Raw genomic sequence first — 24,418 nt, 5'->3', positions numbered from 1 at the left:
ATTTGAATTTACCAACTATTGGTTGGCTCCCGTTCGCCGCGCCTGTGCGCCATGTCGTAGCGGATATGAATTCTGCGTTTAAGAATAATTTGGTAGGATATTTAGTCTTAACCAATCTCTACCTTTTCCTGATTTAAGTTCTTTTTCACGAATCAATGCCTCCTTTTTACTTTTATAAAACTCCACATGAATCACAGTCCATGGTCGGTATTTTAATGTGTATCCTTTTGTGGATTTGAAATTGTGAAAGTGGAATCTAGTAATGAGGTCTGAAGTCATCCCTGTATAAGTTTTTCCTGATGAAAATGAATAGAGAACGTACACAACAAATTCATCCATTAATAAAAATAAAAAAAGGCTTCCGTTTTCGAAAGCCTCTATGTAGCGAGAGGGAGATTTGAACTCCCGACCTCAGGGTTATGAATCCTGCGCTCTAACCAACTGAGCTACCTCGCCATTTTATAATTTCTATTCAATATTTCAATTAGGAGATTTGAACTCCCGTCCGCCGCGGCGGATATGAATCCTGCGCTCTAACCAACTGAGCTACCTCGCCATTTTATAATTTCTATTCAATATTTCAATTAGGAGATTTGAACTCCCGTCCGCCGCGGCGGATATGAATCCTACTCCCGATAGCTATCGGGATACCTCGCCATTTATATTATTATGTTGGTTCTAATACTTCAAATAGTTTCTAATCAATGAGAAACATTTTTTGGGTATTGATTTTTGAAATTAATGCCTATATTAAAGCACATTCATTTGTCAAAATTATTAGTTGACAACCGTTTATTATCAACTCCGAAAACCTCCCTTTCGAATGGGAATGCAAATATGAGGTCTTGTATTGTGAAATGCAAGTTGACGTTCTTTAAAAAAGTGATTTTTTACATAGTGTAAAAACGATTATCATGGTTAAAAACAAGTTTGTGGCTGATTATCAAATCAATGCCTCCAAAAAAATAGTATTCAATTATTTGAGTACTGCCAGTGGCTTAGAAGAGTGGTTTGCCGATGAAGTGAAAATAAACGAAGATAAGACCTACATTTTCAATTTCGATAGCGAAGATCATTATGCTCGACTAGCTTCACAACGTAGTAACTCTCATGTAAAATTTGAATTTTACGATCCTAAAAACCCAGATGAGTCAGATCATTCTTTCATTGAATTTAAACTTGAAGAAAATGAACTCACCCAAACACTCTTTTTAAAAGTGATCGATTACTCTGATAGCTATGAAGATGATGAGTTAGTTGCTATCTGGGAAGGACTAATCGGAAGACTGAAAGATATTATTGGTGGGTAATCTCAATTGATTTTACCAAATTTGAACTTCAGCTCAGAGGCTTCGTATTTGCCTTAGAGCAGTTTGAATAATGAAGAAACTAGATAAACTTATACTTGGGTCTTTTTTAGGCCCATTTTTATTGACTTTTATTGTCGTGGATTTCATCCTGTTGACTGTCAACATGCTGAAATATTTCGATGAAATTTTTGGGAAAGGTCTGGGGTTTTGGATCTACATGGAGCTGATTGGTTACTTTGTAATCAGTATTTCGCCCATGGCATTGCCATTAGCTGTGCTGCTCTCCAGTCTGATGACTTTTGGAAATCTCGGAGAGCATTTTGAGCTTACTGCTATCAAAAGTAGCGGCATATCTTTGCTCCGCGCATTACGGCCCATCGGCGTATTTGTAATAGTGCTATCATTCGCCGCTTACCTTTCCAATAACTATTTAGTACCGAAAGTAAACCTTAAGACTTTTAGCTTGCTTTACGATATTCGTATGAAATCTCCTTCCCTAGACATCAAAGCGGGTGTATTCTATGACGGGATTCCTGGATATAGCATCAAGGTAAATGAAAAAGTAGGGGAGTTCGGGCTGAAGGGAATTTTGATATACAACCATTCTTCAGGTGCATCCGGAAATCTTGATTTAACGCTCGCAGATTCAGGAAGAATGGAGCCGTTTTTTAGCGATAATTACATGAAGCTTTCTCTCTACAATGGGATAAACTATAGAGAAGCTAAGTTGTCCCGAGGAATAATTGATAAGCCTGTAGAATTTGATCGTACCTCATTTGATGCAAATGAAATAGTTTTTGATTTGAATAATACCTTCAAACTCAACCGAACCGCAGAAGATGCCTGGTCCACAAATCGATCCATCAAGAACATTAGTGAAATCAAACTAGGTCTAGATTCCATTGCGACTTTGGTGAATGATAAGCGCTATCAAAATTATCAGAGTTCCGAGAGTATTTATCCTTTTTTCACCCGAGATAGAAAATTCACACCTACTGACGAGATTCTTGAGAGAAAAGCTTTGGATGATTCCATCCGAAATGAAAAAATGACTAGAGATAGGAAAATTTCAGATTCCTTGGAGCGAGTTGCCAACAATCCTGTGAAGGACACTTCCATGCTTTTGATAGAAAATCCAGAGGTACGTACCCTTACTACTTCCCAGGATTCAGTTAAATCAAATTCAAGGAACGTAATCGCATCTGCTAAACCTTCAAAGACAGATTCTATTTTTCTCCAAAGTAAATCCAAAGCTGACAGTAATAGCCAATCGAACAAGCCTACTCCGCCAAAAGTGACACCAAAGCCTGCTGTCAAAGTTGTTCGTACTGCTTTGCTAACCGATGAAGAGCATCAAAAAATAGATTCATTGGCTGAAAAACAAGGCTTTACTAAAAATGCGGTGATGATGGCGCTGAGCAATTCTCGGAGTTTGAAGAATAACTTCTCTATCAGAAATACAGAAATCGATAATTATGAGAGAGACTATAGAAGGTTTGAGATAGCTTGGTATCAGAAATACACTCAGGCATTTGCCTGCTTTGCTATGTTTTTAATAGGTGCTCCGCTTGGTGCAATCATCAAAAAGGGAGGATTGGGAATGCCGGTATTGATTTCTATCATATTCTTCATCGTATTTTATATGCTTACAATGACAGGGGAGAAATGGGCTAAAGAAGGAGTGGTAGACCCTCTATTTGGTACTTGGTTTTCAAATCTTTGTTTGGTTCCTTTTGGATTGTTTTTTGTGAAGCAGGCCAGAAAGGACGCGAGATTGTTTGAACCAGATTTTTATTTGAGTGCCTGGAAAGGGGTTCAAAACAGTTTCAAAGTTCTTCGCTCAAAAGCGAATTAGACTTTCTTTTTCTGGAAATAAACCTTACCTTTGTGGTTGTTTTACAAAATTTAGCTAAACATGTATTTATCCTCAGAGATTAAAGAAGAGTTATTTAAGAATCATGGACGGTTAAAATCTGCTACTGACACAGGATCTCCTGAGTCTCAGATTGCCCTCTTTACACACAGAATCAAGCATTTGACTGAGCATTTGAAGTCAAATAAGAAGGATCACTCCTCAAGACTTGGTTTGTTGAAGCTTGTAGGTAAAAGAAGAAGCCTACTAGATTATCTTCATAAGAAAGAAATCGAGCGATACAGATCTATTATCGCAGAGCTAGGAATCAGAAAATAACCAAACTAGTAAGGTTCTCTTGAGTGAGAACCTTACTTTTTTATTTTTACGGTTATACGAGGACTTTTATCACTAACGACGCAAACTAACAATCATTTATGTTACCGAACTTAATCACCAAGACCATCACCCTAGAAGATGGCAGAGAAATTATAATAGAAACTGGAGCATTGGCGAAGCAAGCTGATGGGTCAGTAGTAGTGAAGATGGGAACAGCTATGCTTTTGGCTACAGTAGTATCCAAGAAGGAAGCTGGAGAAGGAGTGGACTTTTTACCTATGTCTGTTGACTACCAGGAGAAATTTGCTTCCTCAGGAAAAATTCCAGGAGGATTTTTGAAAAGAGAAGGAAGACTTTCCGATTACGAGATTTTGATTAGCCGTATCGTTGATAGAGCTATTCGCCCAATTTTTCCTGACGATTACCATGCAGATACTCAGATCGCCATTACTTTAATCAGTGGTGACGAGGATGTGCTTCCAGATGCATTGGCTGGTCTTGCTGCTTCCGCGGCGCTAGCTGTATCTGATATCCCTTTCAATGGGCCTATTTCTGAAGTTCGCGTAGCGAAGATTGATGGCAAATTGAAAATCAATCCATCTCCTTTGGAGTTGGAAAAGGCTTCTTTGGAATTTATCGTTGCAGGTTCGCTTGACTTCATTTTAATGGTAGAAGGTGAAGCTAACGAGATTCAGGAAGAAGAAATGCTTGAAGCGATGCAATATGCTCATGAGGAAATCAAGAGACATTGCCAGGCTCAAATCGAGTTGACAAAGCTTGTAGGTAAAGAAGTAAAAAGAGAATACAATCACGAGAAGTCTGATCCAGCTCTTTTCGATAAAATGCGTGCAGATGTTTACGACAAGCTATATGCTTCTGTAGGTAAACTTATCGCAAACAAATCAGAGCGATCTGCTTTAATTAAAGAAATTAAGGAAGAGTTCATTGCTAGCTTAGGTGAAGATCACGGATACGAAGCAAGCCTTATCGGTCCATATTTCAGTAAAATCCACAAGGAAGCTGCTAGAAACTTGACGTTGAATGAGAAGAAGAGATTAGATGGTAGAAAATTGGACGAAGTAAGACCAATCTGGTCTGTCGTAGATTATTTACCTTCTGCTCACGGCTCTGCAGTGTTTACCAGAGGCGAAACTCAATCATTGACCACTTGTACATTGGGTACTAAAATGGACGAGATGATGGTAGATGGTGCGACTATATCAGGATACAACAAATTCTACCTTCACTATAATTTCCCTGGTTTCTCTACAGGTGAAGTAAAGCCTAACAGAGGTCCAGGAAGAAGAGAAGTAGGTCATGGTAACCTTGCCATGCGAGCTTTGAAAAAAGTACTTCCTCCGGTTGAGGAGAATCCTTATACCATCCGTATCGTTTCCGATATTTTGGAATCTAACGGTTCTTCTTCTATGGCTACCGTTTGTGCGGGTTCACTAGCATTGATGGATGCAGGTATTCCTATCAAATCTGCAGTGACTGGAATCGCAATGGGTATGATCTCTGATGCGAAAACAGGTAAATATTCTATCCTTTCAGATATTTTGGGAGACGAAGATCACCTAGGTGATATGGATTTCAAAGTAACAGGAACTTCTAAAGGAATTACTGCATGTCAAATGGATTTGAAAGTAGAAGGACTTGACTATTCTGTTTTGAAAGAAGCGTTGCTTCAGGCAAAAGACGGTAGACTTCATATTTTGGATGAAATCACTAAAACTCTTGCAGCTCCTAAGGCTGAATTGAAGCCTCATACTCCAAGATCATTCATCATGATGATTCCTAAGGAATTGATCGGTGCGGTGATTGGACCAGGTGGTAAAGTAATTCAGGAAATCCAGAAAGATACTGGAGCAACTATTGTTATCGAAGAAGTAGATAATCAGGGTAAAATCAATATTTTCTCTGCTAATCAGGATAAACTAAATGCAGCTCTTTCACGTATCAAAGCGATCGTGGCTCAGCCGGAGATAGGAGAGGTTTACACTGGAAAAGTGAAAAACATTCAACCTTTTGGAGCATTTGTGGAATTTATGCCGGGTAAGGATGGTTTACTTCATATCTCCGAGATCAAGCATGAGCGTGTAGAAACTATGGACGGTGTACTTGAGCCAGGAGAAGAAATACAGGTTAAATTGATCGATGTCGATAAGAAAACTGGCAAATTCAAGCTTTCAAGAAAAGCTTTATTGCCAAAACCAGAAAAACCAGCATCAAATTCTTAAGGTTAATCGAAACAATTGATTAATTTGATTTTCATAAACTATTAAATTTCACAAATCATATTCCTGAATGAGGCAGCTAAAGATTAGCAAACAGATTACCAACAGAGAAAGTCAATCCCTGGATAAATATCTTCAAGAGATTGGAAAAGTTGACCTGTTGACAGCAGATGAAGAAGTAGTTCTGGCCAAGAGAATTAGAGAAGGTGACCAATTGGCACTTGAAAAATTGACCAAAGCCAACCTTCGATTTGTAGTATCAGTTGCCAAGCAGTACCAAAACCAAGGACTTTCTTTGGGAGATTTGATCAATGAGGGTAACCTTGGTTTGATCAAAGCTGCACAGCGATTTGATGAAACTCGTGGATTTAAATTCATTTCCTATGCCGTTTGGTGGATTAGACAATCTATCCTTCAGGCACTTGCAGAGCAGTCTAGAATTGTTCGTCTTCCTTTGAACAGAGTAGGTTCTTTGAATAAGATAAGCAAAACTTTCAGCGAGCTTGAGCAGAAATTTGAGCGTGAGCCATCTCCAGAGGAATTGGCTGAGGTTCTAGAAGTGACTGCCAATGAGGTCGTTGATACGATGAAGATTTCTGGTCGTCACGTATCTATGGATGCGCCGTTCGTACAAGGTGAAGAAAACAGCCTTTTGGACGTTTTAGAAAATGATGGAGATGAAAAGCCAGATGATGGCTTGATGAATGATTCTCTTCGTAAAGAAGTTCAACGCGCACTTTCCACGTTGACACAGAGAGAAGCTGATGTAATCACGCTTTACTTTGGCCTAAATGGAGAGCATGCGATGACGCTTGAAGAAATCGGAGAGAAATTCAACCTGACCAGAGAGCGAGTAAGACAAATCAAAGAGAAGGCAATCCGCCGACTTAGACATACTTCCCGTAGTAAGACGCTGAAACCTTACCTCGGATAAGCAAGCACATTATAAAAAGGGGGTTTAGCCCCCTTTTTTATTTCATACCATTTTGCTTTAGTTTTTTGAAGTAAAGCGATTCTCTTTTGTCAATGCTTAGGGAATTTTAACAATATGCAACTTTGTTACTAGAGCAGAAATCATAAAATTTGCCCGATTTAATACTTTCTTATTAATGAAACCAGAAATTGAAAAAGTTAAGGTTTTGATCATTGGATCAGGACCGGCAGGTTACACTGCAGCTGTATATGCTTCAAGAGCAGGATTATCTCCTGTATTATATACTGGCGGACAACCAGGTGGTCAATTGACCATAACAAATGATGTAGAAAATTATCCAGGATATCCGAATGGAGTAGCAGGTCCTGAGATGATGGAAGACTTTAGAAAACAAGCAGAACGATTTGGTACTCAGGTGAGATATGGCTTGGCAACGAGTGTAGATTTCACTACCAAACCTCATACGGTCATTATAGATGAACAAGTAACTATCCATGCGGATACTGTATTAATTTCCACAGGTGCATCAGCCAAATGGTTAGGAATTGAAAGCGAAACCAGACTTAATGGAAAAGGTGTGTCAGCATGCGCAGTATGCGATGGGTTCTTTTTCAGAGGACAGGAAGTAGCGATAGTTGGAGCAGGTGACACTGCCTGTGAAGAAGCGTCTTACTTATCAAATATTTGCAGTAAGGTTTACATGTTGATTCGTAAGGACGAAATGCGAGCTTCTCAAATCATGCAAAAGCGTGTGATGAATAATCCTAAGATCGAAATTCTGTGGAATACTGAGACAGAAGAAATCCTTGGTGAGGATGAAGTAAATGGAGTAAGAATCTTCAATAATAAAACTGGAGAAAAATCAGAAATCGCTATTTCTGGCTTCTTTGTTGCTATTGGTCATCAACCAAACACCGGCATATTCAAAGATTATATTCATATGGATGATGCCGGCTATATTAAAACTATCCCAGGAAGTACAAAAACAAATGTTGAGGGCGTTTTTGCATGTGGTGATGCGCAGGATAACATTTACAGACAAGCAGTCACTGCAGCAGGAACAGGCTGTATGGCAGCATTGGATGCTGAGCGTTATTTAGCTGAGTTCGAGAATGATTAAACCCAATAAATGAGGTATTCGATCCTATTTGTAGTCTTTTGTTTAAATCTGAGCATTGGCGCTTTAAACGCCAATGCTCAAATTTTTCCTAAGATTATTAAGAAAAATAGTACAACTCAATCCTCTGGAGCCAACCAGGAAAGGAAAAATATTGAGTTGAGGGCTTTTGACCAGGAATCCTATCTGAGGACTTTATCCTCTGTGACAGATTCTATTATTTTCGAAAATAATGTGAACCTTGGCCGGGTTAGATCCATTATTAGCGAGGATCAGAATATCATGATCTGGGCACCCACAAATCAGCTCATTAAAGTTTCGGAGCAAATTCAAATCGATAGTATTTGGGTCACTGCCTTTGAATACTATTCTTCTTGGGATTCCAACAAAATTGATATCTACAATTTCGATCCAAAAACCTTCAAAGACACTGTTAACATTCGTCTTTACGATGAGTTTTTTGGTTACGATTGGAAAATGCCATTAGAGACAACTCCGGTGACTTCCCCATATGGTTACAGGTGGAGAAGATGGCACTATGGAACCGACCTAGATTTGAATACAGGTGATCCTGTCTTCAGCGGTTTTGATGGTATCGTTCGAGTCAAATCTTATGACAGGTATGGATATGGATATTACATAGTCATACGTCACAAAAATGGCCTCGAAACTCTCTATGGGCACTTGTCTAAGCAACTTGTGGATGTAGGCCAAGAGGTGAAAGCTGGAGATCTAATTGCCAAAGGTGGAAATTCCGGAAGAAGTACAGGCTCTCATTTACATTATGAATTACGGTATAGGGGCTTAGCTTTTGATGCAGAAAAAGTCTATGATTTTCCGGATTATAAAATTCTGAGTCAAAATTATCAAATAACTCCTGCGCTTTTCGGAAATATTGTTCAAGCCAGAACCAATGCTTATCACAAAGTAAAAAAGGGTGAAAACCTCGGTTCAATTGCTCGTAAATACGGTGTTTCAGTGAGTGCCTTGACTAGGCTCAATGGCATCTCTACGCGTACAATTTTAAAAATAGGACAGAACCTTCGTGTTCGCTAGCCAACGAATTAAATGACAAACCTAGATATATTAGTTTTTGCTGCACATCCTGATGATGCAGAACTTGGTTGCTCTGGAACTATCGCTTCCCATGTGGCTCGTGGCCATAAAGTAGGGGTAGTTGACTTTACACAGGGAGAAATGGGGACACGTGGAACTCCAGAACTTAGACTTCAGGAGGCTGAAGCATCCAGCAAAATTCTTCAATTATCTGCAAGAGAGAACTTAGGCTTTAAAGACGTTTATTTTCAAAATGATGAGTTTCATCAGTTAAAATTGATAGAAATGATCAGGAAATATAGGCCTGAAATTGTTTTGGCTAATGCGGTTTCGGATAGACATCCGGATCATGGAAAAGGTTCAAGTTTGGCGTCCACAGCTTGTTTCATGAGTGGGCTCAGAAAGATCGAAACAAAACTGGATGGAGTTGCTCAGGAAGCTTGGAGGCCAAAATTTGTTTATCACTACATTCAGAACAACTACATCGAGCCAGATTTTGTAATGGATATTACGCCATTTTGGCAAACTAAAATAGATAGCATCCTTGCTTTTCAATCACAGTTCTACGACCCGACAAGTGAAGAACCAGTTAGTTTTATTTCAGACCCAGATTTTCTGCCATTCATAGAAGCAAGAGCAAGAGAATTTGGTCACAAAATCCTAGTGAAATACGGAGAAGGATTCACCGTGGAAAGGATGATAGGTTCAGATAATCTTTACGATCTGAAATAATCAAGGAGCAAGTCTGTTTATAGACCATTTCTCATCCACTAGTTCGTATTTAATTCTATCATGTAATCGACTAGGTCTTCCTTGCCAGAATTCCATTGTGTTTGGCATTAATCTATAGCCTCCCCAGTGAGGCGGGCGAATCATAGCCTTTCCCTCAAATTTCTTTTCAATTTCTAATTGGCGTACGTTGATAGCTTCTCTAGAACTAATCTGTTGACTTTGGGGTGACACCCAAGCTCCGATCTGAGAGCCTATTGGCCTTGAGAAAAAATAAGAGTCCGATTCTTCTTCAGTTACTTTTTCCACTTTTCCCCGTATCCGCACCTGTCGCTCTAATTCCGGCCAAAAGAATGTTAACGAAGCGGCGTTATGCTTTTCTAATTCCCTTCCTTTTTCACTTTTGTAGTTTGTGAAAAACACAAAGCCTATATCCACACCTTTCAGAAGTAGGATTCTCGCATTCGGACAACCATCTAAGCCTAAGGTAGAAACGGTCATTGCATTGACCTCTAGAACTTCAGCAGTTACTGCCTCTTCAAACCAAGCCTCAAATTGGCGTATTGGATTCGTATTTACATCCTTGATATCCAGTGATTTAATGGAGTAGTCTTTACGTATTGCTGAGATATTCATAGTAGGTTGTTATTCAATAAAATCTTTGAGATAAAATTACCATAGGCATTGCATTTAAAAAATTATGATTTATATTTTTCAAGAATTTAGATTTAAAAGCAGAATGAGTAAAGAACAACTAGATAATCCTAAAGCTGGCGATCTTCTAATTTCCGAGCCATTTTTGCAGGACGAGAACTTCGTTCGTTCTGTGGTTTTACTATGTGAGCATTCAGAAGAGGGAAGCTTTGGCCTCATAATCAATAAACCTTCTATTCTTAAACTAGGAGAGCTTGTTGAAGCATTAGACTTTTTGGACAAAGATGTATTTGTAGGAGGACCAGTGGAACAAAATACCTTACACTTTATATACGTAGGGGAAAAAGCTTTGGAAGGCAGTATTTCGCTGGGTGAGAATATATGGTGGGGAGGAGATTACGATTCTTTGGTAGAAAAATTAAAGCTAGGTCTACTTGACCATGATTCAGTAAGGTTCTACATAGGATACAGTGGATGGGGTTCTGATCAATTGGATGAGGAGCTTTCCGATGAGACTTGGATTATTTGCAGAGAAAATCTCGATGAGCAAACCTTCAAATTTACTCCCGAAGAACTCTGGAAAAACCTGCTTAAAAATATGGGAGGGGAGTTTAAGGTAATAGCAAATTATCCTCTTGATCCAAGATTAAATTAGGCAAAATCCCTACTTTTGCCCATATTGCCGCCTAATAGTACTGTTTTTATGACTGATAAAAGTAATGATTTGTCCGACAAGGACAAGGTGACCCAAACCTCCAAATCGGAAGAGGTAAAGGGTATCGAAAAGGAAACTAATTCTGAAGCTAAAGAAGAAATTGAAGCGGATCAGACTAGTGGGCCTGAAGTTGAAGCTGAACAAGCTATAGAAGACTCGCCTGAAGTGGTACCTGAACAAGCTGAAGAGATTGTGGAAACTGAAGAAGCTGTCCAAAAGACTACTGAAGAAAAAATCGCTAAGGCCGAAGAAAAAACGGAGACAGAATCAACATCTGATTCTGAATCCACAGTTGAAGAAACCGCCCCATCTCCTGAAATCGAAGAAACCCCGCTTGAAACTGCGGAGAAATCATCTGTGAAAAAGGCTGTAGCTGACGATTCAACCGAAGCTACTTCTGAGGATGAGGAAGAAACAGAAGAAGAGGAGCATCATGAGGAGGAGATTGATATTTCCTCTATGTCCAAAATAGAATTAGTTGCGCTGCTGAAAAGTAAAGTTAAGCAGGACAATATTTATAGAATCGATAAGCTTGTTCACGAAATTAAGGCTGCTTTCGATGAATTCACACATAAGGAGAAGGAAGATGCACTTGAAAATTTCAAGGCTGAAGGAGGAGTAGAAGATGATTTTGACTTCCGTCCTAGTGATGAAGAAAAAGAATTCAATACCTATTATTACGAATACCGTCATCAACTTGGAGCGCTTCGCAAAGAAGCTGAGAAGCAGAAAGAGAATAACCTGGCTGCAAAGACCGAGTTGTTAAATAAATTACGAGACTTAGTAGACGGTGAAGAAACTACTTTGAGTATGGCTACAATTAAAGCCTTGCAGGAAGAGTGGAAAAGCATAGGTCAAGTACATGCTTCACAAAACAGAAGTCTGTGGGCTAGCTACAATGCGCTCATGGATCGTTTCTATGACAATAGAAGTATTTACTTTGAATTAAAAGAGCTAGATCGTAAGAAAAACCTTGAAAGCAAACTAGAGCTCGTAGAAAAAGCAATAGCACTAAAGGATGTAAAAGATCTGAAGGACGCTATCAAGTCGCTGAATGATCTTCATGAAGAATTTAAACACATTGGTCCGGTTCCTAGAGATGAGCAGGAAGCATTGTGGCAGAAATTCAAAGGTGCATCTGATGCAGTTTACGACAGAAGAAAGGATTTCTACGAAGGTCAAAAGGAGGTTTTCAAAGTAAATCAAGATCAAAAAGAAGCATTAATTGAGACGCTTAAGCCATTTGCTGAATTCAAAGCAGACAGAATCCGTGAATGGAATCTTAAGACCAAAGAAATCCTAGAAATCCAGAAGAAGTGGGAGAAAATAGGACCTGTTCCTAGAGAATCCGGAAAAGATATCAATAAATCTTTCTGGGCTTCTTTCAAGCAATTCTTCCACAATAAAAATTTGTTTTTCAAAGAGCTTGATGAAATAAGAGCAGCTAACCTAGCAAAAGCAGAGGAGTTGATCGTGAAAGCAGAAGAGCTTAAGGATAATACGGATTGGCAAAATACTTCCAATGCACTGGTTAAGTTGCAACAGGATTGGAAGAAGCTAGGTCCAACTCCTGAGAAAAACAGAGATAGTCTTTACAAGCGTTTTAAACTCGCCTGTGATACCTTCTTTGACAATAGAAGAGATTCCAATAAGCAATCAAATGCTGAGTTTGAGGAGAATCTTGTAAAGAAACAAGCAATTTGTAAGCAACTAACCGATGCAGCTGCTGGGAATGAAGTTTCAGAAGAAGAGTTGACCAAATTGGTAGGTGAATTCAACGATCTTGGATTTGTACCTAGAAAGGCCATGAAAGAGATACAGGCTCAATTTAAAACTGCTGTGGATGCTTATATGGAGAAGTTGAGTCCAGAAGGAGAAGGAAGAGAAGATTTCCTTTTCAGATTAAATCTAACCAGAATTCAGTCCGATCCTAATGCAGTGAAAACCCTTAATAAGAAGGAGCACGGCATTCGTAAGCAGATATCTGAATTGGAGAACAACATTACTTTGTGGAAAAACAATTTGGAGTTCTTTGCAGCATCAAAAACTGCAGATAAGTTGAAAGATCAATTTGATGTGAAGATCCAAAAAGCAGAGGAAGAAATAGAAAAACTGAAAAGTAAGCTTTCAATATTAAGGGAGTTTTAAATTTTTCTCACTCAGAATAAGGAAGATAGGATTTTTCTTTTCTGAGGGTTTGGAGCGAATAAAGTGAACGTCTATATTTGCATCACAATAACGGAATAAGCCTCCTTAGCTCAGCTGGTAGAGCAACTGACTTGTAATCAGTAGGTCATTGGTTCGATCCCGATAGGAGGCTCAAAAAGGGAAACAGAAATGTTTCCCTTTTTGTATTTAAGTGGATTTAGTGCCACTTTAATGTTCTTCGTATTGATCTTGTTTTGGATCAGTCCTAAAAGTTGGGGGAATTGACACAATCCATTTTTGAATATCTTGACATCCAGGTTTTTTTCATCCATACCTGATCTCCTATTTCCACAGCATCACTTGGAATCAAATCCTGTTTCGGATTTTCTGTTTCTGTACAGCCAATAGCTAGGAATAACAATAGGAGTAGAGCAAAATTTTTGGTCATGGTGGAATTGTATGAATATGGAAATCTCCTAATCTTATATACTCAGAAGGCTACACCTGTATCTCTTGGTCGATTGCAGCTTCTGAGATTTCTGCTGCAATCATCAGGAAGATGGATATTCCTAAGCAGCTAAAAAATGTGATAAAGAAGGAGTTTATACTCGTATCTTGATAAATCCTCATGAAAAAGGGAGTTAAGAAGATTACCAAAGCCAATGCTTTGACTGCTTTGGCTCCGACAGCTATTGCAGGGTGATACTTGGAATTGATACGCAGTTTTGGTGCAAGGTGCTTTTTTGGGCTTTTCATAATCACTTTGGGTCTAATGTTAATTAAGGAACTGAGTAGTTAACGAGAACTATTACTTATACAGAAATCTTACTTAAAAAATTTACTATTATTTAGTTAGATAACCAACTCATTGTTAGAATATTATCTTGTTATTCATCAGTGGGTAAGAGTTACGATCAAGCAATTTTGAATGGAAGAGCTGTATATAAGTAAAAGATGTCGCTATCTGGAATATTATAGCTCATGTGCTCATTCACTATCTTATAGCATTAAATTCCATTTGGCGGTGACTCTTTTTAAGTATTAAGTACTTTTGAATGGCATTTGATTAACATTTTCACCAATAGTGACGACTGTCTATTTGAGAATTCAGGTATTTTGTAGTTATTGTGTCCTTACCAAACAATAACCACATCATCATGAAAAACAGAATTACATTAGTTTGCACACTTGTCCTTTTGGCTACAATAAGCTTTGCATTTACCTCTTACAATCCATCTCCAGAATATTTTGAAGGCAAATGGAATGTACTAGTAAAAGGTACGCCTCAAGGGGACGCTACCATCCCGGTTAGATTTGAAACAAAGGATGGAAAGACAACAGGATATTTTACTGAAGAAGGCGCTACTGAAGAGAAAAAAATGAGCAGTACCACCATTTCTGGTGACGCTATCAATACAGCCTTTAATATCAGTGGATATGATGTGACTCTATACTTGAAGAAGGTCGACGCAGACCATGCAAAAGGAGACCTTATGGGGATGTTTGATGCAGAAGGTACAAGAGTGCCTAAAAAGTAATTTCTAGCTTATACAGGCTTTGAAATGAAAGACAGCAATTCTCATTGCTGTCTTTTTTATTGTTGATCCTTCCATACAAAGCTATTTACCTGAAATAAATAAGGTGAAATTCTTATTTTAGACTTGAAAAATGACTGAATTATGCTTAATTAAAGCCTATTACTTGTGATTGAATAAATTAAACCAGCTATAAATAATGAAGAAGCCTCTTCAAAAATCGAAAATCCCAGATAATAAAGTCTTTGTAATCAGAGAACTACGTGAGGCATATCTTGATAAATACTGGCATTCGCATGAAGAATACCAATTGAACGTGATCTTAAAGGGTAGGGGAACGCGCTATATAGGTGATCACATGAAGCCTTTTAAGGAGGGCGATCTAGTTTTGACTGGTCCAAATCTCCCTCATGTATGGAGGTGTGACAATGCATATTTCGATGCCGAGAGTACGATGGAAACACACGATATCGTAATATATTTCCCGGAGAGTTTCCTTGGCAAGGATGCTCTTCAAAAGGAAGAGTTTGCAGAAATAGGGAAATTACTCCATATGGCCGGTAGAGGGTTGGAGATTACCGGTCAGACTAATAAGGTCGTAATCAAAATGATGAAAGACCTGGTAAACCAAACTGGAGTAACAAGCATTATAGGTCTTCTGGAAATCTTAAACGTGTTGGCTCATTCATCCGAATTGGAGCCTATCACCCAAATGGATTATAAGAGCAATTACACTGCGCATGAAAAGGATAAAATCTCCGAAATTTTGGAATATGTGCTAAAGAACTTCAACCAGAAAATCACGCTTCAAGAGGTAGCTTCCCTAGCCAACATGTCCGAAAGTGCTTTTAGCAGATACTTTAAGACAAGAGTGAACAAATCATTCTCGGATTTTCTAGGTGATGTGCGAATCAGTAATGCTCGCAAATTATTACAGGATGAAGATTTGAATATTAGTCAGGTTTGTTTTGAAAGTGGATTTCCTACACTCTCCAATTTCAATAAGCAGTTCAAAGATCGAATCGGCAAAACACCTTTAGCTTACAAAAAGGACATTAGAGAGGCATTTAATAATTAAAATACCGTAGAGTAGATGCTCATTGAGTTCTACCCCTAACTCATTCATTTTCGAACTGGCGCATCACCTCATCCATAAAGGACATGCTGATAGGGAAAGAATGTCCTTCTAAAACCAACTGATGTCGTTCGGCTTTATCCACCAATTCCGAATTCACAATGTAGGAGCGGTGCGTTCGGATAAAAGAGGAGGGAAGCTCTTTCTCTATTTCTGCCAAAGTAATTCTACTCATCAGGTTGCCATTTCGTAGGTGAAACGTCACATAATTCCCTGTTGCTTCGCAGCAGAAGAGATCTTTGTATTTCACCTTAACTTGACCCTCTGAGGTTTTGATGTATATATATTGCTGAAGCGTTGCTGGCTGTAGCTGCAGCCATTCCTGGGCTTTTTGGCAAGCTTTCAGAAAGCGTCCCAGATTGAAGGGTTTCAATAAATAATCAATCGCATCAAGTTCAAATCCCTGAACGGCATAATCAGAATAGGCAGTAGTGAAGATTACTTGAGTTTCCTTTGGCAGCAAAGTCGCTAATTCCACTCCAGAGATATCCGGCATATTGATGTCAAGAAAGACGAGTTCTACCGGATTGCTTTTGAGGTATTCCAACCCTTGGACAGCATCTGTAAATGTGGCTTTCAGTTCTAAAAAAGGAACTTTGGAAGCATGTGCTTTTATTACCTCCAAAGCCATATTTTCATCGTCAATAGCGATTGCTTTAATCATTATTTAAGGTTTTATATAATAGGTTCTCATAGCTGGACAGAAAGGTGGACAAAATGCTCTATGTCATTTGCCACGATGGTCAAGTTATGTTTTAGAGGGTAGAAATGTGCTAATCTGCTCTTGACATTTTCCAAGCCAATTCCAGACTCATCCCGTGGATCTTCAGTTTGTTTTTTGGCATGAATGCTATTTACCACGTCCAGATGAACTGAGCCTTGAAGGCATCTTAGGTTGATTTTAATCCAGGATTTACTTTTTGTGCTGATCCCGTGTTTGAAGGCATTTTCTACATAAGGAATCAATAACATAGGTGAGATGCTTCCCTCACAGATATCATCAGACAATTTGATTTCCACCTCTAGGTTTTCCTCATTTTTGAATCGCAGCATCTGCAGGTCAAGGTAATTTCTCAAGTAATCAATCTCTCTGGTCAAAGGAATTTTGTCCATCTGATTCTCATGAAGCATAAAGCGCATCATATCTCCAAGTTTTTGAATTCCATCTGAGGTTTTCTCAGCATTCTCCATCAAAGCAGCCCCATAAAGGGTGTTTAGGGCATTAAAAAGAAAGTGGGGATTGATCTGAGAGCGAAGGAAACTAAGGTTGGCAGAGCTTTGATTTACCTGTACGGAGAGGGTATCTATTTTTCCAATGTAATCTTTATACTTTCCAAAGACGATATTCGAAATTGGGAAAATGACAAAAATCAATAAGGCGATCATCCCAAGGCCAAGCAGCATGATTTCAGGAACATTGTTTTCAGCTGAGATAATGACGAAAACAAGAAATAGTATAGTCATCAATCCCCAGAGGAACCATCGATAAGCTTTGATATTTCCTTTGAGCTTGTTTCTGTACAGCAAAAAGTAATTGTAAAATACAAAGAAGGCAATGCAGGGAATTACCATTAGAAGAATGACCAAAATAACTTCATTCACAAAGAGGCGTGAAACAAATAAGAATATGCTTACAAACAAGAAAATCATAAAAAGACGAATGCCGTTATAAAGCTGATAGTCCTTAAATATTGGCGGCAAAAACATTTTCCTCAACAAGTTTGCAATGACTAAATAGACTGCATAGAGTAAAATGGTGCTAAAGTAGAAACGGAAAAAACGTTCTGGATCTACGTCATTGACGCCAGCGCAAGCTCCTGTTAATCCCCCTGTAACAACAGCGGCAAGCAAGCTGAATAGAATGAGCTGCAGTACATTTTTATCCTTAAGGTATTTGGGGATAATTACCAAGTGCATCACATAAAAACCTATGTATAGCACAATTGGCTGTACTACTATCCCAAAGAATTTCTCCATAGGATAGCTATAGGCTGACATCGCAATTACGATGTTTGTGAGCACGATAATCAAAAATACGAGAGTGATGATCCACCATTCTACATCTCTAAATACTAATCTTTTTGATTTCATAAACTATTGTAAATAAATAAGTTGAACTACTTTTGTTCAATCAGATTTGTTTTAATGTCCAAGGTGACCTTTTCTGAATTCTCGCTGTCAGCAGAGCAGCCCACAAACATCAGCATCATATTATAAATAAGTGCTAAAAGAATCAGTAAATAAAAGACTTTCTTGGTGTTCATTAATTCCCTTCCTAATTGATAGGACAAGAATACGCGACTCATGTTTTGACCGCAAAAGAATGTGATGAAATGGAGTAATCGAGGGACGGAATTTTCAATTTCTATTATGGGAGTTTTAATTTTGGATGTTCGTCATTGCGAAAGAGAAGCATGAGCTTGTAGCAATAATGAAGAGTCATTATCTCACAAGCTGCTGAAGTCCAAACTGATCGGTGTACAGTCAACAACGCCATAAATCCCAAAACGTAAGTTGAAAATCAAAAAGGATTACTCAACAAATCAATTCCCCACATCCGTGGCAGCACAAAATACACCATCAACGTCACCAGAATAATTGAAATCACATTTAACCAAAAGCCTGCCTTCACCATATCTTTCATTTGCAGATAGCCCGAACCGAATACGACCGCATTGGGTGGTGTGGCCACTGGAAGCATAAAGGCGCAACTCGCAGCCAATGTAGCTCCGACCATCAATCCAAAAGGATGCAAATCAAGTTTCAGAGCTACCGAAGCCAAAATAGGTAATAGCATAGAAGCTGTCGCAACATTGGAAGTAACTTCAGTAAGGAAGTTGACAGATGCAATAATAATCAACAGGAGCAGGAAGAAGGAAATACCTTCGATCAAAGTAAATCGCGTTCCTATCCACTCAGCAAGACCAGTTTCTTTGAATCCAGCTGCCAAAGCCAAACCGCCTCCAAAAAGAATTAAAACTCCCCAGGGAATTCGCTCAGCAGTTTTCCAGTCCAAAATCCGTTCACCTTTAGTTGAAGAAGGGATAATAAACAAGGCTACAACACCAACTAATACTATAATGGTGTCGTCCAATCCTGGCAAAAATTGTTGTAATAAGAATGAGCGGGTAATCCAGGAAAAGCAAACTAATCCAAAAACAATCATTACCATTTTCTCCTCATAAGTTATTTTACCTAAGGTTGTTAACTGTGTTTTGATAATGCTTTTCCCATCACTTAAACTAAAGCGGGCGGGTAGGGGATTGGAAAAATTGACTAGGTAATACCAGCAAATGAAGAGCATCACTGCAGACAAAGGCAATCCAAACAACATCCATTCATTAAAGCCGATTTCGTAGCCATATAAATCTGATACTACTGAGGCTAAAATGATATTCGTCGGCGTTCCGATCAAGGTTGCTACGCCACCGATGGATGCGCTATATGCAATACCGAGCATAATGGCTTTACCGAGATTTTCAGAAATAGCTAGTTTTGAAGTGCCTAGTTGATCTTTGAACTGATTGACCACAGCCAAACCAATCGGCAACATCATTAGCGAAGTGGCGGAATTTGAGATCCACATCGAGAGAATTCCTGTGGCTAAGATAAAACCCAGTACGATCTTCCGCAGATCTGTTCCAATTAGATTTATTATGTTAAGTGCAATCCTTCTGTGAAGGCTCCATTTCTCAATCCCAGTAGCCAGGAGAAAGCCTCCCATGTAAAGAAGTACTGTGGGGTGCATGTAATTTTCAGAGACATCTGCGATTGGCAGTATGCCAAGCATAGGCATAAAAATTAGCGGCAAAAAAGCTGTTGCAGCGATAGGTATCGCTTCAGTGATCCACCAGACGGCCATCCATGCAGCCAAGCCTAACATAGCTTGAGCTGCTGGGTTTAAATCTGGTGAACTCACAAAAAAATAAATTAGCAGAAACGCTACAGGCCCAAAAAAAAGTCCCAAGCGGGGAAGCTGTTTGATCATAAAGTAGAGATATCAGAGTAGGATTGATTCTATGGCTTTAAGATACTGATTTATTAGAAAATGGGGATATCTCGATATCTATTTAACATAATATAAATTATGTAACAAATATAATTTGTCACAGTCAAGAAAACCCCATAGTGCTAATCATTCTATTTTTAACTAAACGGGATAATGTCAAGATAAACTTCATATACGCGAATCTCAGGGTCTTGAAGAATCTCTAGTAAAATTTTATAAGGATGACTTTCCTCGCCTTGATATCGCTTCGGTCACGAGTCTTCGTTCTTCTTTTTATATGTTTGGGAAATAGAAATAGTTTAGCTCTTCATTTTTATTCCAACACATGTTTTTATCTATTGCCTCAGAGATCAGTGCCACTTCATGGATTCTTAGTTTTTTAGCTGCTTTTGTGATCGGATTGTCCAAAGCCGGAATCAAAGGAATAGCAATTATCAATGTGACATTTATGGCAATAGCATTTGAAGCCAAGCAGTCCACTGGGATCGTTTTACCACTTTTAGTGGTGGCTGATGTATTTGCTGTGATTTATTATAACAGGCATACTCAATGGAAATACGTGGCTAAATTTCTTCCATGGATGATTTTAGGGATTATTCTAGGTAGTTGGATCGGTATGGATCTACCTGAGCAAACCTTTAAAATCGCAATGGCAATCATTATCTTCTTAGTCTTGGCTATTATCGTTTGGTGGGATCAGAAAAAAGTACAAAAGATCCCAACACACTGGGCTTTTGCTAGCGGAGTTGGGACTTTGGCAGGCTTTACGACCATGGTTGGGAACTTAGCTGGTCCTATATCCAATATTTATTTTTTAGCGATGCGTCTGCCAAAAAACCACTTTATTGGCACTGCTGCGTGGCTTTTTCTCATTATCAATGTATTCAAGTTACCTTTTCATTTTTTCATTTGGAACACTATTTCAGAGGAAACCCTCCTTCTCGATTTGAAATTAGTTCCTGGGATTATTCTTGGATTTGTACTGGGAATTAAACTAGTGAAAATGATCAATGAAGCATTTTTCAGAAAAATGATCTTGGTTTTGACTGCTTTGGGAGCCATTATTATTCTATTTAAATAAAGCCGAAGTAAGTAAGCTTTTTATCAAAAAATCACTCAAATCCAAAAGAAAAAGGCTACCGAAAGAAAGCATACGGTAGCCTTGAAAACTTTAAATCTAGGTAGGTTGCTTAGGAAAACTTCTGTCCTCAGACTTCCAGTCGTTAGACTAATTCCTCTTTGCCGCCTCTCCCACTCCAATAAACGGTATTGCACCAGCACCAGTAACCTCAGGCAAAATTCCATTCCATTTCTCAATGGCTTTCAGATTGGCCTCAATTTTTCTCAGCTCAATTAGATCCGGGGAAATATTCATTTTCTGTAATCTTAAAGCTTCGGCTTCTGCAGTTGCCGCCGCGATAGTTTGTTCCGCTTCTACCTTAATCCTATCCAGATCACGCTTAGCTTTAAGTGCATTCTGCTCTGCTGTTTGCTTTGCCTCAATCGCATCCGTAAAGGTCTGGGAAAAGCTGAAATTAATGATGGAAAACGCATCTACGGCTATTTTAGATTCCAACAATCGGGTAGTCAAAGCATCTTTCATTTCTGAGCTAACGGCTGGTCTCTTAGTTATTAATTCCTCAGCAGTGTACCGTGCAGAAACCGCTTTCATCACTTCCTGAATGGCCGGATCAATAATTCTGTCTTTAAATTGAACTCCTATCGTCTGATAAACCAAATTCGCCTCCTCAGGGATTACATGATAGTTTAGAGCTACCGACATATCTACATCCTGAAGATCTGAAGAGGAAGAAGCTGCATCTGTTGTAGCCTTTTGGATTTTCACATCCATAACCTCAACGGTCTGAACTATCGGGATTTTAAAGTGAATTCCTTCACTCAAAACCTTGTCCTGAACAGCTCCAAAATTCAAAACTATGCCTCTCTCACCTGCCCCGATCTGCACCCAAGGCTTCAAGATGAATAGAATAACTACCACTATTCCGGCAATTACTAAATTCCTCATGGGCCCATTTTTTAATACACTGTTAAATTCACTCATATTTTTATTCTTCATGTTTTGTTGATTTACGGCCCAAGTATAGATCAGCCCATACTCCAGTGCGCACCTTAATATCCACTCATTCTTTTAGATTTCAGTGGTAAAACTCAAAAACCTCTAAGAATTGATGTATAATTCCTTGGTATGTTCTTTGTTCGAATTAAGTTGATGCAATACAAACACAAAGTTTTGGCAGGAGCAGTGGCGTTTATAATTTTGGGTGTGATCACCTTCAAATCACTTCAAACTCCTTCCCTTCCGACAGATACTCCCAACTTTTCTCCAGGCATCCATGCCAATATCAAGAATGCTTTTCTAGATGTTTGGCAACAATACAAGGAACTGCACAGCTATGGTTTTGACGTCATACAAAGTAATCTCAGCTCCTCGACTATGCAGGCTCAGCCCGTAATAGAGCTTAGTGACATTTTTGGCAAAAACCGAAAATATAAATTGGACGTGGCAGAAAAAGTGCTGGATTCTGAGGATTTATTTATTGCGGATTTACCCGAGAATGTTTTGAGAGGTTGGTTTGCACATGAACTTGGACATATCGTAGATTATGAAAATCATTCCAATGCAGGCATGATAGCGTATGGAATCCGATACGTACTTTCAGAAAAATATAAGCGTGAGCGTGAGCATGAAGCTGATAGTATTGCGATCCGGCATGGCTTCCGTACAGATGTGATTGCTGCCAAAAAATACATTCTTGAAAACGATTTTATCTCTCCGGCATACCAGGATCAGATCAAACGATATTACATGACTATCCAAGGTGCTGAGCTTTGTCCAGATGAGCGAGTTCCTGTATTACCTAAGGTTGAGATATAAACTCAAGAAGTAACTTCATTTTTTCCTCTTTCATCACTTTAGGAGTTTTGGTCTGCCCACCTTTTTTGTTGGTTTGAGCTAGAAAGGCTGTGTATTGATCTTTAGAGATCACTTTCACATCAATTCCCTTGAGTGCTTTGGATCGCGCAACAGCGTAATTTTTATTCGCTGATTTCAATAAATCATCTAGTTTCCCGGCTAATCCATCCGGTTTTACCTCACTTACAAGCACCCACTGATGGAAGTATTCACCAACTTCATCTTTCACAGCAGCCACCATATACTCGTTGATAGATGTGTTATTTTCTTCAGCCAATTCCAATATTGCTTTATCCATCTTCTCTTCTGAAAGCTGTGAGCCGACGACATTGAGAAAAAATTTCGTTCGCCCGGTGATTTTAATTTGTGGGGGAGATAGTGATTCGAAGCGGATCACATCACCAATCATATATCTCCAAGCCCCAGCACATGAGCTGAGAATCAACACATACTCCTGCCCTAGTTCTACCTCATCGATACCCAGCACTACAGGGTCTTTTTTTAAATTACCCGACTCATTCATTCCTCGTTCATCAAAAGGAATAAACTCGAAAAAGTAGCCATGACTCAGCGCCAATTTCATATTCATCGTCTCAGGTTGGCAGGTATAAGCGATAAATCCTTCTGAAGCCAAGTAAGTATCTAAGATTGTAATCGGGGTCTTGCATACCTTTTCAAAATCCTCTCTATACGTTTCAAAAGCTACTCCTCCCGAAGCAAATACCTGGAAGTTTGGCCAGATTTCATGGATATTGCTCAGTTGATGTCGTTCAATAATACGTTGCAACATCAGCAGTACCCAAGAAGGAATACCTGCTATCGCTCCAATATTCCATTCAGGTGCCTGATCTGCTATGGCATTTACACGCTCATCCCAATCCGAGATAGCTGCTATCTCCTTTCCCGGTCTGTAGAACATATCGTACCATCCGGGGAAATTACTCACATTGATACCCGAGATTTCTCCTTCCTTGAAGCCCTGCTCATTTTCATCCAAATTGGCTGAGCTGCTTAACATCAAGACTTCCGATTCGAATAAAGTTTCTGGAAAATCGAAGTCATGTAGGGAATTGATCATAGATGTTCCCACAGCTCTCATTGATCCCATAAATTCCTTGGTAATAGGAATCCGCTTGCTGCTTTTGCCAGTAGTTCCACTGCTTCTGGCAAAGAAATCAGGCTTACCTGGCCAAGTGATATCTGCAAATCGCTCCTGTCTAGACCACCACTGGGCATGCATTTCTTCGTAATTGAAAATAGGAACCTCAGTTCTAAAAGCTGAAATCAAATCCTCCACTTGTAGGAGTTCTTCAAAACCATAATACTTTCCAAAAGCCGTGTTTTTGGCTTGGTTTATAAGCTCTCTGAGCTGTTTCTCCTGGGAAACGCCAGGCGAGTCCTCTGCGAATTGTAGTTTTGAAGTAATGTCTATTCCTGCTTTTATGAGCTTACCTAATATGGCCATGTGTGTTTTTTTACAAAGGAAATAAACAAACAGTATGCCTTGGTTAGTAATGAGAAATTCGAAGTCTCATCATCTTTTATTTACGAATTATAATTTTGGATTTACGGCCTCTTTGCATTTGGGACCTTCAATTTGATACTTTTGGCGATTATGTTTTTGAGCAAGAAGTACCTTTAGATACCGCACTTATTCATTGTGCCGTAGCTAAAGGCAGGGCTGGATTTTATTAGAAGTACTATTTTCAACCC

23 protein-coding genes and 3 tRNA genes are annotated in these 24,418 nt (G+C 39.0%); 15 read left to right on the top strand and 11 right to left on the bottom strand.

The window, feature by feature from the left end; all coding sequences use genetic code 11:
- Positions 1-78 precede the first annotated feature (78 nt).
- The 3 genes from AACZ87_RS03130 to AACZ87_RS03120 all read right to left on the bottom strand — a co-directional run bounded on the left by AACZ87_RS03130 (position 79) and on the right by AACZ87_RS03120 (position 548).
- Complete coding sequence (locus AACZ87_RS03130; protein WP_339864751.1) at positions 79-339, bottom strand: GIY-YIG nuclease family protein; 261 nt, start codon at positions 337-339, stop codon at positions 79-81.
- Between the two features lie 43 nt (positions 340-382).
- Positions 383-456: transfer RNA gene (locus AACZ87_RS03125), tRNA-Met, on the bottom strand.
- 29 nt (positions 457-485) lie between these two features.
- Positions 486-548: transfer RNA gene (locus tag AACZ87_RS03120), tRNA-Met, on the bottom strand.
- Positions 549-914: 366 nt separating this feature from the next.
- On the opposite strand from AACZ87_RS03120, the gene AACZ87_RS03115 reads away from it, so the two are divergent.
- The 8 genes from AACZ87_RS03115 (at position 915) to bshB1 (ending at position 9,577) form a co-directional block, all read left to right on the top strand.
- Positions 915-1,310 (top strand): START-like domain-containing protein, encoded by a 396-nt coding sequence (locus AACZ87_RS03115; RefSeq protein WP_339864749.1) that lies wholly within the window; start codon positions 915-917, stop codon positions 1,308-1,310.
- A gap of 70 nt (positions 1,311-1,380) precedes the next feature.
- Entirely contained in the window at positions 1,381-3,165 is a 1,785-nt protein-coding gene (locus tag AACZ87_RS03110; protein WP_339864747.1) for an LptF/LptG family permease, read from the top strand.
- A gap of 60 nt (positions 3,166-3,225) precedes the next feature.
- A complete protein-coding gene (gene rpsO / locus AACZ87_RS03105; protein ID WP_057936311.1) occupies positions 3,226-3,501 on the top strand; it encodes a 30S ribosomal protein S15 in 276 nt (91 codons plus the stop codon).
- Between the two features lie 98 nt (positions 3,502-3,599).
- Positions 3,600-5,741, top strand: coding sequence for a polyribonucleotide nucleotidyltransferase (gene pnp / locus AACZ87_RS03100; RefSeq protein ID WP_339864745.1), 2,142 nt, complete (start codon positions 3,600-3,602; stop codon positions 5,739-5,741).
- A gap of 67 nt (positions 5,742-5,808) precedes the next feature.
- On the top strand, positions 5,809-6,672 hold the full coding sequence (locus AACZ87_RS03095) for a sigma-70 family RNA polymerase sigma factor (RefSeq protein ID WP_057936313.1): 864 nt from the start codon (positions 5,809-5,811) through the stop codon (positions 6,670-6,672).
- Positions 6,673-6,847: 175 nt separating this feature from the next.
- The gene (gene trxB / locus AACZ87_RS03090) at positions 6,848-7,792 is read left to right on the top strand and encodes a thioredoxin-disulfide reductase (RefSeq protein WP_339864743.1); all 945 of its coding nucleotides are present in this window, start codon (positions 6,848-6,850) and stop codon (positions 7,790-7,792) included.
- A gap of 9 nt (positions 7,793-7,801) precedes the next feature.
- Positions 7,802-8,845 carry a M23 family metallopeptidase gene (locus AACZ87_RS03085; RefSeq protein WP_339864741.1) on the top strand — a complete coding sequence of 348 codons (1,044 nt, stop codon included), beginning with the start codon at positions 7,802-7,804 and terminating at the stop codon, positions 8,843-8,845.
- Between the two features lie 12 nt (positions 8,846-8,857).
- Positions 8,858-9,577 (top strand): bacillithiol biosynthesis deacetylase BshB1, encoded by a 720-nt coding sequence (gene bshB1 / locus AACZ87_RS03080; protein ID WP_339864740.1) that lies wholly within the window; start codon positions 8,858-8,860, stop codon positions 9,575-9,577.
- Here the strand turns inward: bshB1 and pdxH are convergent, their stop codons facing one another.
- A complete protein-coding gene (gene pdxH, locus AACZ87_RS03075; RefSeq protein ID WP_339864738.1) occupies positions 9,578-10,210 on the bottom strand; it encodes a pyridoxamine 5'-phosphate oxidase in 633 nt (210 codons plus the stop codon). It abuts the gene before it with no gap.
- 103 nt (positions 10,211-10,313) lie between these two features.
- Between pdxH and AACZ87_RS03070 the strand changes: the two genes are divergently transcribed.
- From AACZ87_RS03070 to AACZ87_RS03060, 3 genes are all read left to right on the top strand, one after another.
- Positions 10,314-10,883 carry a YqgE/AlgH family protein gene (locus AACZ87_RS03070; RefSeq protein WP_339864736.1) on the top strand — a complete coding sequence of 190 codons (570 nt, stop codon included), beginning with the start codon at positions 10,314-10,316 and terminating at the stop codon, positions 10,881-10,883.
- Between the two features lie 48 nt (positions 10,884-10,931).
- Entirely contained in the window at positions 10,932-13,091 is a 2,160-nt protein-coding gene (locus AACZ87_RS03065; protein WP_339864734.1) for a DUF349 domain-containing protein, read from the top strand.
- A gap of 99 nt (positions 13,092-13,190) precedes the next feature.
- A tRNA-Thr gene (locus AACZ87_RS03060) sits at positions 13,191-13,263 on the top strand.
- Between the two features lie 326 nt (positions 13,264-13,589).
- Here AACZ87_RS03060 and AACZ87_RS03055 read toward each other — a convergent pair.
- A complete protein-coding gene (locus AACZ87_RS03055) occupies positions 13,590-13,847 on the bottom strand; it encodes a hypothetical protein (protein WP_339864732.1) in 258 nt (85 codons plus the stop codon).
- A gap of 401 nt (positions 13,848-14,248) precedes the next feature.
- Between AACZ87_RS03055 and AACZ87_RS03050 the strand changes: the two genes are divergently transcribed.
- Together AACZ87_RS03050 and AACZ87_RS03045 are read left to right on the top strand one after the other, a co-directional pair.
- Entirely contained in the window at positions 14,249-14,629 is a 381-nt protein-coding gene (locus tag AACZ87_RS03050) for a hypothetical protein (RefSeq protein ID WP_339864730.1), read from the top strand.
- Positions 14,630-14,825: 196 nt separating this feature from the next.
- Entirely contained in the window at positions 14,826-15,704 is an 879-nt protein-coding gene (locus tag AACZ87_RS03045; protein ID WP_339864728.1) for an AraC family transcriptional regulator, read from the top strand.
- A gap of 40 nt (positions 15,705-15,744) precedes the next feature.
- Here AACZ87_RS03045 and AACZ87_RS03040 read toward each other — a convergent pair whose 3' ends face one another.
- From AACZ87_RS03040 to AACZ87_RS03025, 4 genes are all read right to left on the bottom strand, one after another.
- Entirely contained in the window at positions 15,745-16,425 is a 681-nt protein-coding gene (locus AACZ87_RS03040) for a LytTR family DNA-binding domain-containing protein (protein WP_339864726.1), read from the bottom strand.
- 26 nt (positions 16,426-16,451) lie between these two features.
- Positions 16,452-17,852 carry a histidine kinase gene (locus AACZ87_RS03035; protein WP_339864724.1) on the bottom strand — a complete coding sequence of 467 codons (1,401 nt, stop codon included), beginning with the start codon at positions 17,850-17,852 and terminating at the stop codon, positions 16,452-16,454.
- A gap of 26 nt (positions 17,853-17,878) precedes the next feature.
- On the bottom strand, positions 17,879-18,067 hold the full coding sequence (locus tag AACZ87_RS03030; RefSeq protein ID WP_339864722.1) for a hypothetical protein: 189 nt from the start codon (positions 18,065-18,067) through the stop codon (positions 17,879-17,881).
- Positions 18,068-18,282: 215 nt separating this feature from the next.
- Positions 18,283-19,749 carry a DASS family sodium-coupled anion symporter gene (locus AACZ87_RS03025; protein WP_339864720.1) on the bottom strand — a complete coding sequence of 489 codons (1,467 nt, stop codon included), beginning with the start codon at positions 19,747-19,749 and terminating at the stop codon, positions 18,283-18,285.
- Between the two features lie 346 nt (positions 19,750-20,095).
- Between AACZ87_RS03025 and AACZ87_RS03020 the strand changes: the two genes are divergently transcribed.
- Positions 20,096-20,851: a sulfite exporter TauE/SafE family protein gene (locus AACZ87_RS03020; RefSeq protein ID WP_339864718.1), complete on the top strand. Its 756-nt coding sequence runs from the start codon at positions 20,096-20,098 to the stop codon at positions 20,849-20,851.
- Positions 20,852-20,998: 147 nt separating this feature from the next.
- On the opposite strand, the gene AACZ87_RS03015 is transcribed toward AACZ87_RS03020, so the two are convergent.
- Complete coding sequence (locus tag AACZ87_RS03015; RefSeq protein WP_339864716.1) at positions 20,999-21,796, bottom strand: prohibitin family protein; 798 nt, start codon at positions 21,794-21,796, stop codon at positions 20,999-21,001.
- A 204-nt stretch (positions 21,797-22,000) separates the two neighbouring features.
- On the opposite strand from AACZ87_RS03015, the gene AACZ87_RS03010 reads away from it, so the two are divergent.
- Entirely contained in the window at positions 22,001-22,666 is a 666-nt protein-coding gene (locus AACZ87_RS03010; protein ID WP_339864714.1) for a hypothetical protein, read from the top strand.
- On the opposite strand, the gene AACZ87_RS03005 is transcribed toward AACZ87_RS03010, so the two are convergent.
- On the bottom strand, positions 22,650-24,170 hold the full coding sequence (locus AACZ87_RS03005; RefSeq protein ID WP_339864712.1) for a GH3 auxin-responsive promoter family protein: 1,521 nt from the start codon (positions 24,168-24,170) through the stop codon (positions 22,650-22,652). The two genes, AACZ87_RS03010 and AACZ87_RS03005, sit on opposite strands and share 17 nt — an antisense overlap.
- Positions 24,171-24,418 lie beyond the last annotated feature (248 nt).

Origin of the sequence: uncultured Algoriphagus sp. (assembly GCF_963974365.1) — a bacterium.
Taxonomy (GTDB): domain Bacteria; phylum Bacteroidota; class Bacteroidia; order Cytophagales; family Cyclobacteriaceae; genus Algoriphagus.
Note: the sequence above shows the minus strand (reverse complement) of the source record. Positions and strands in the feature narration are given on the sequence as shown.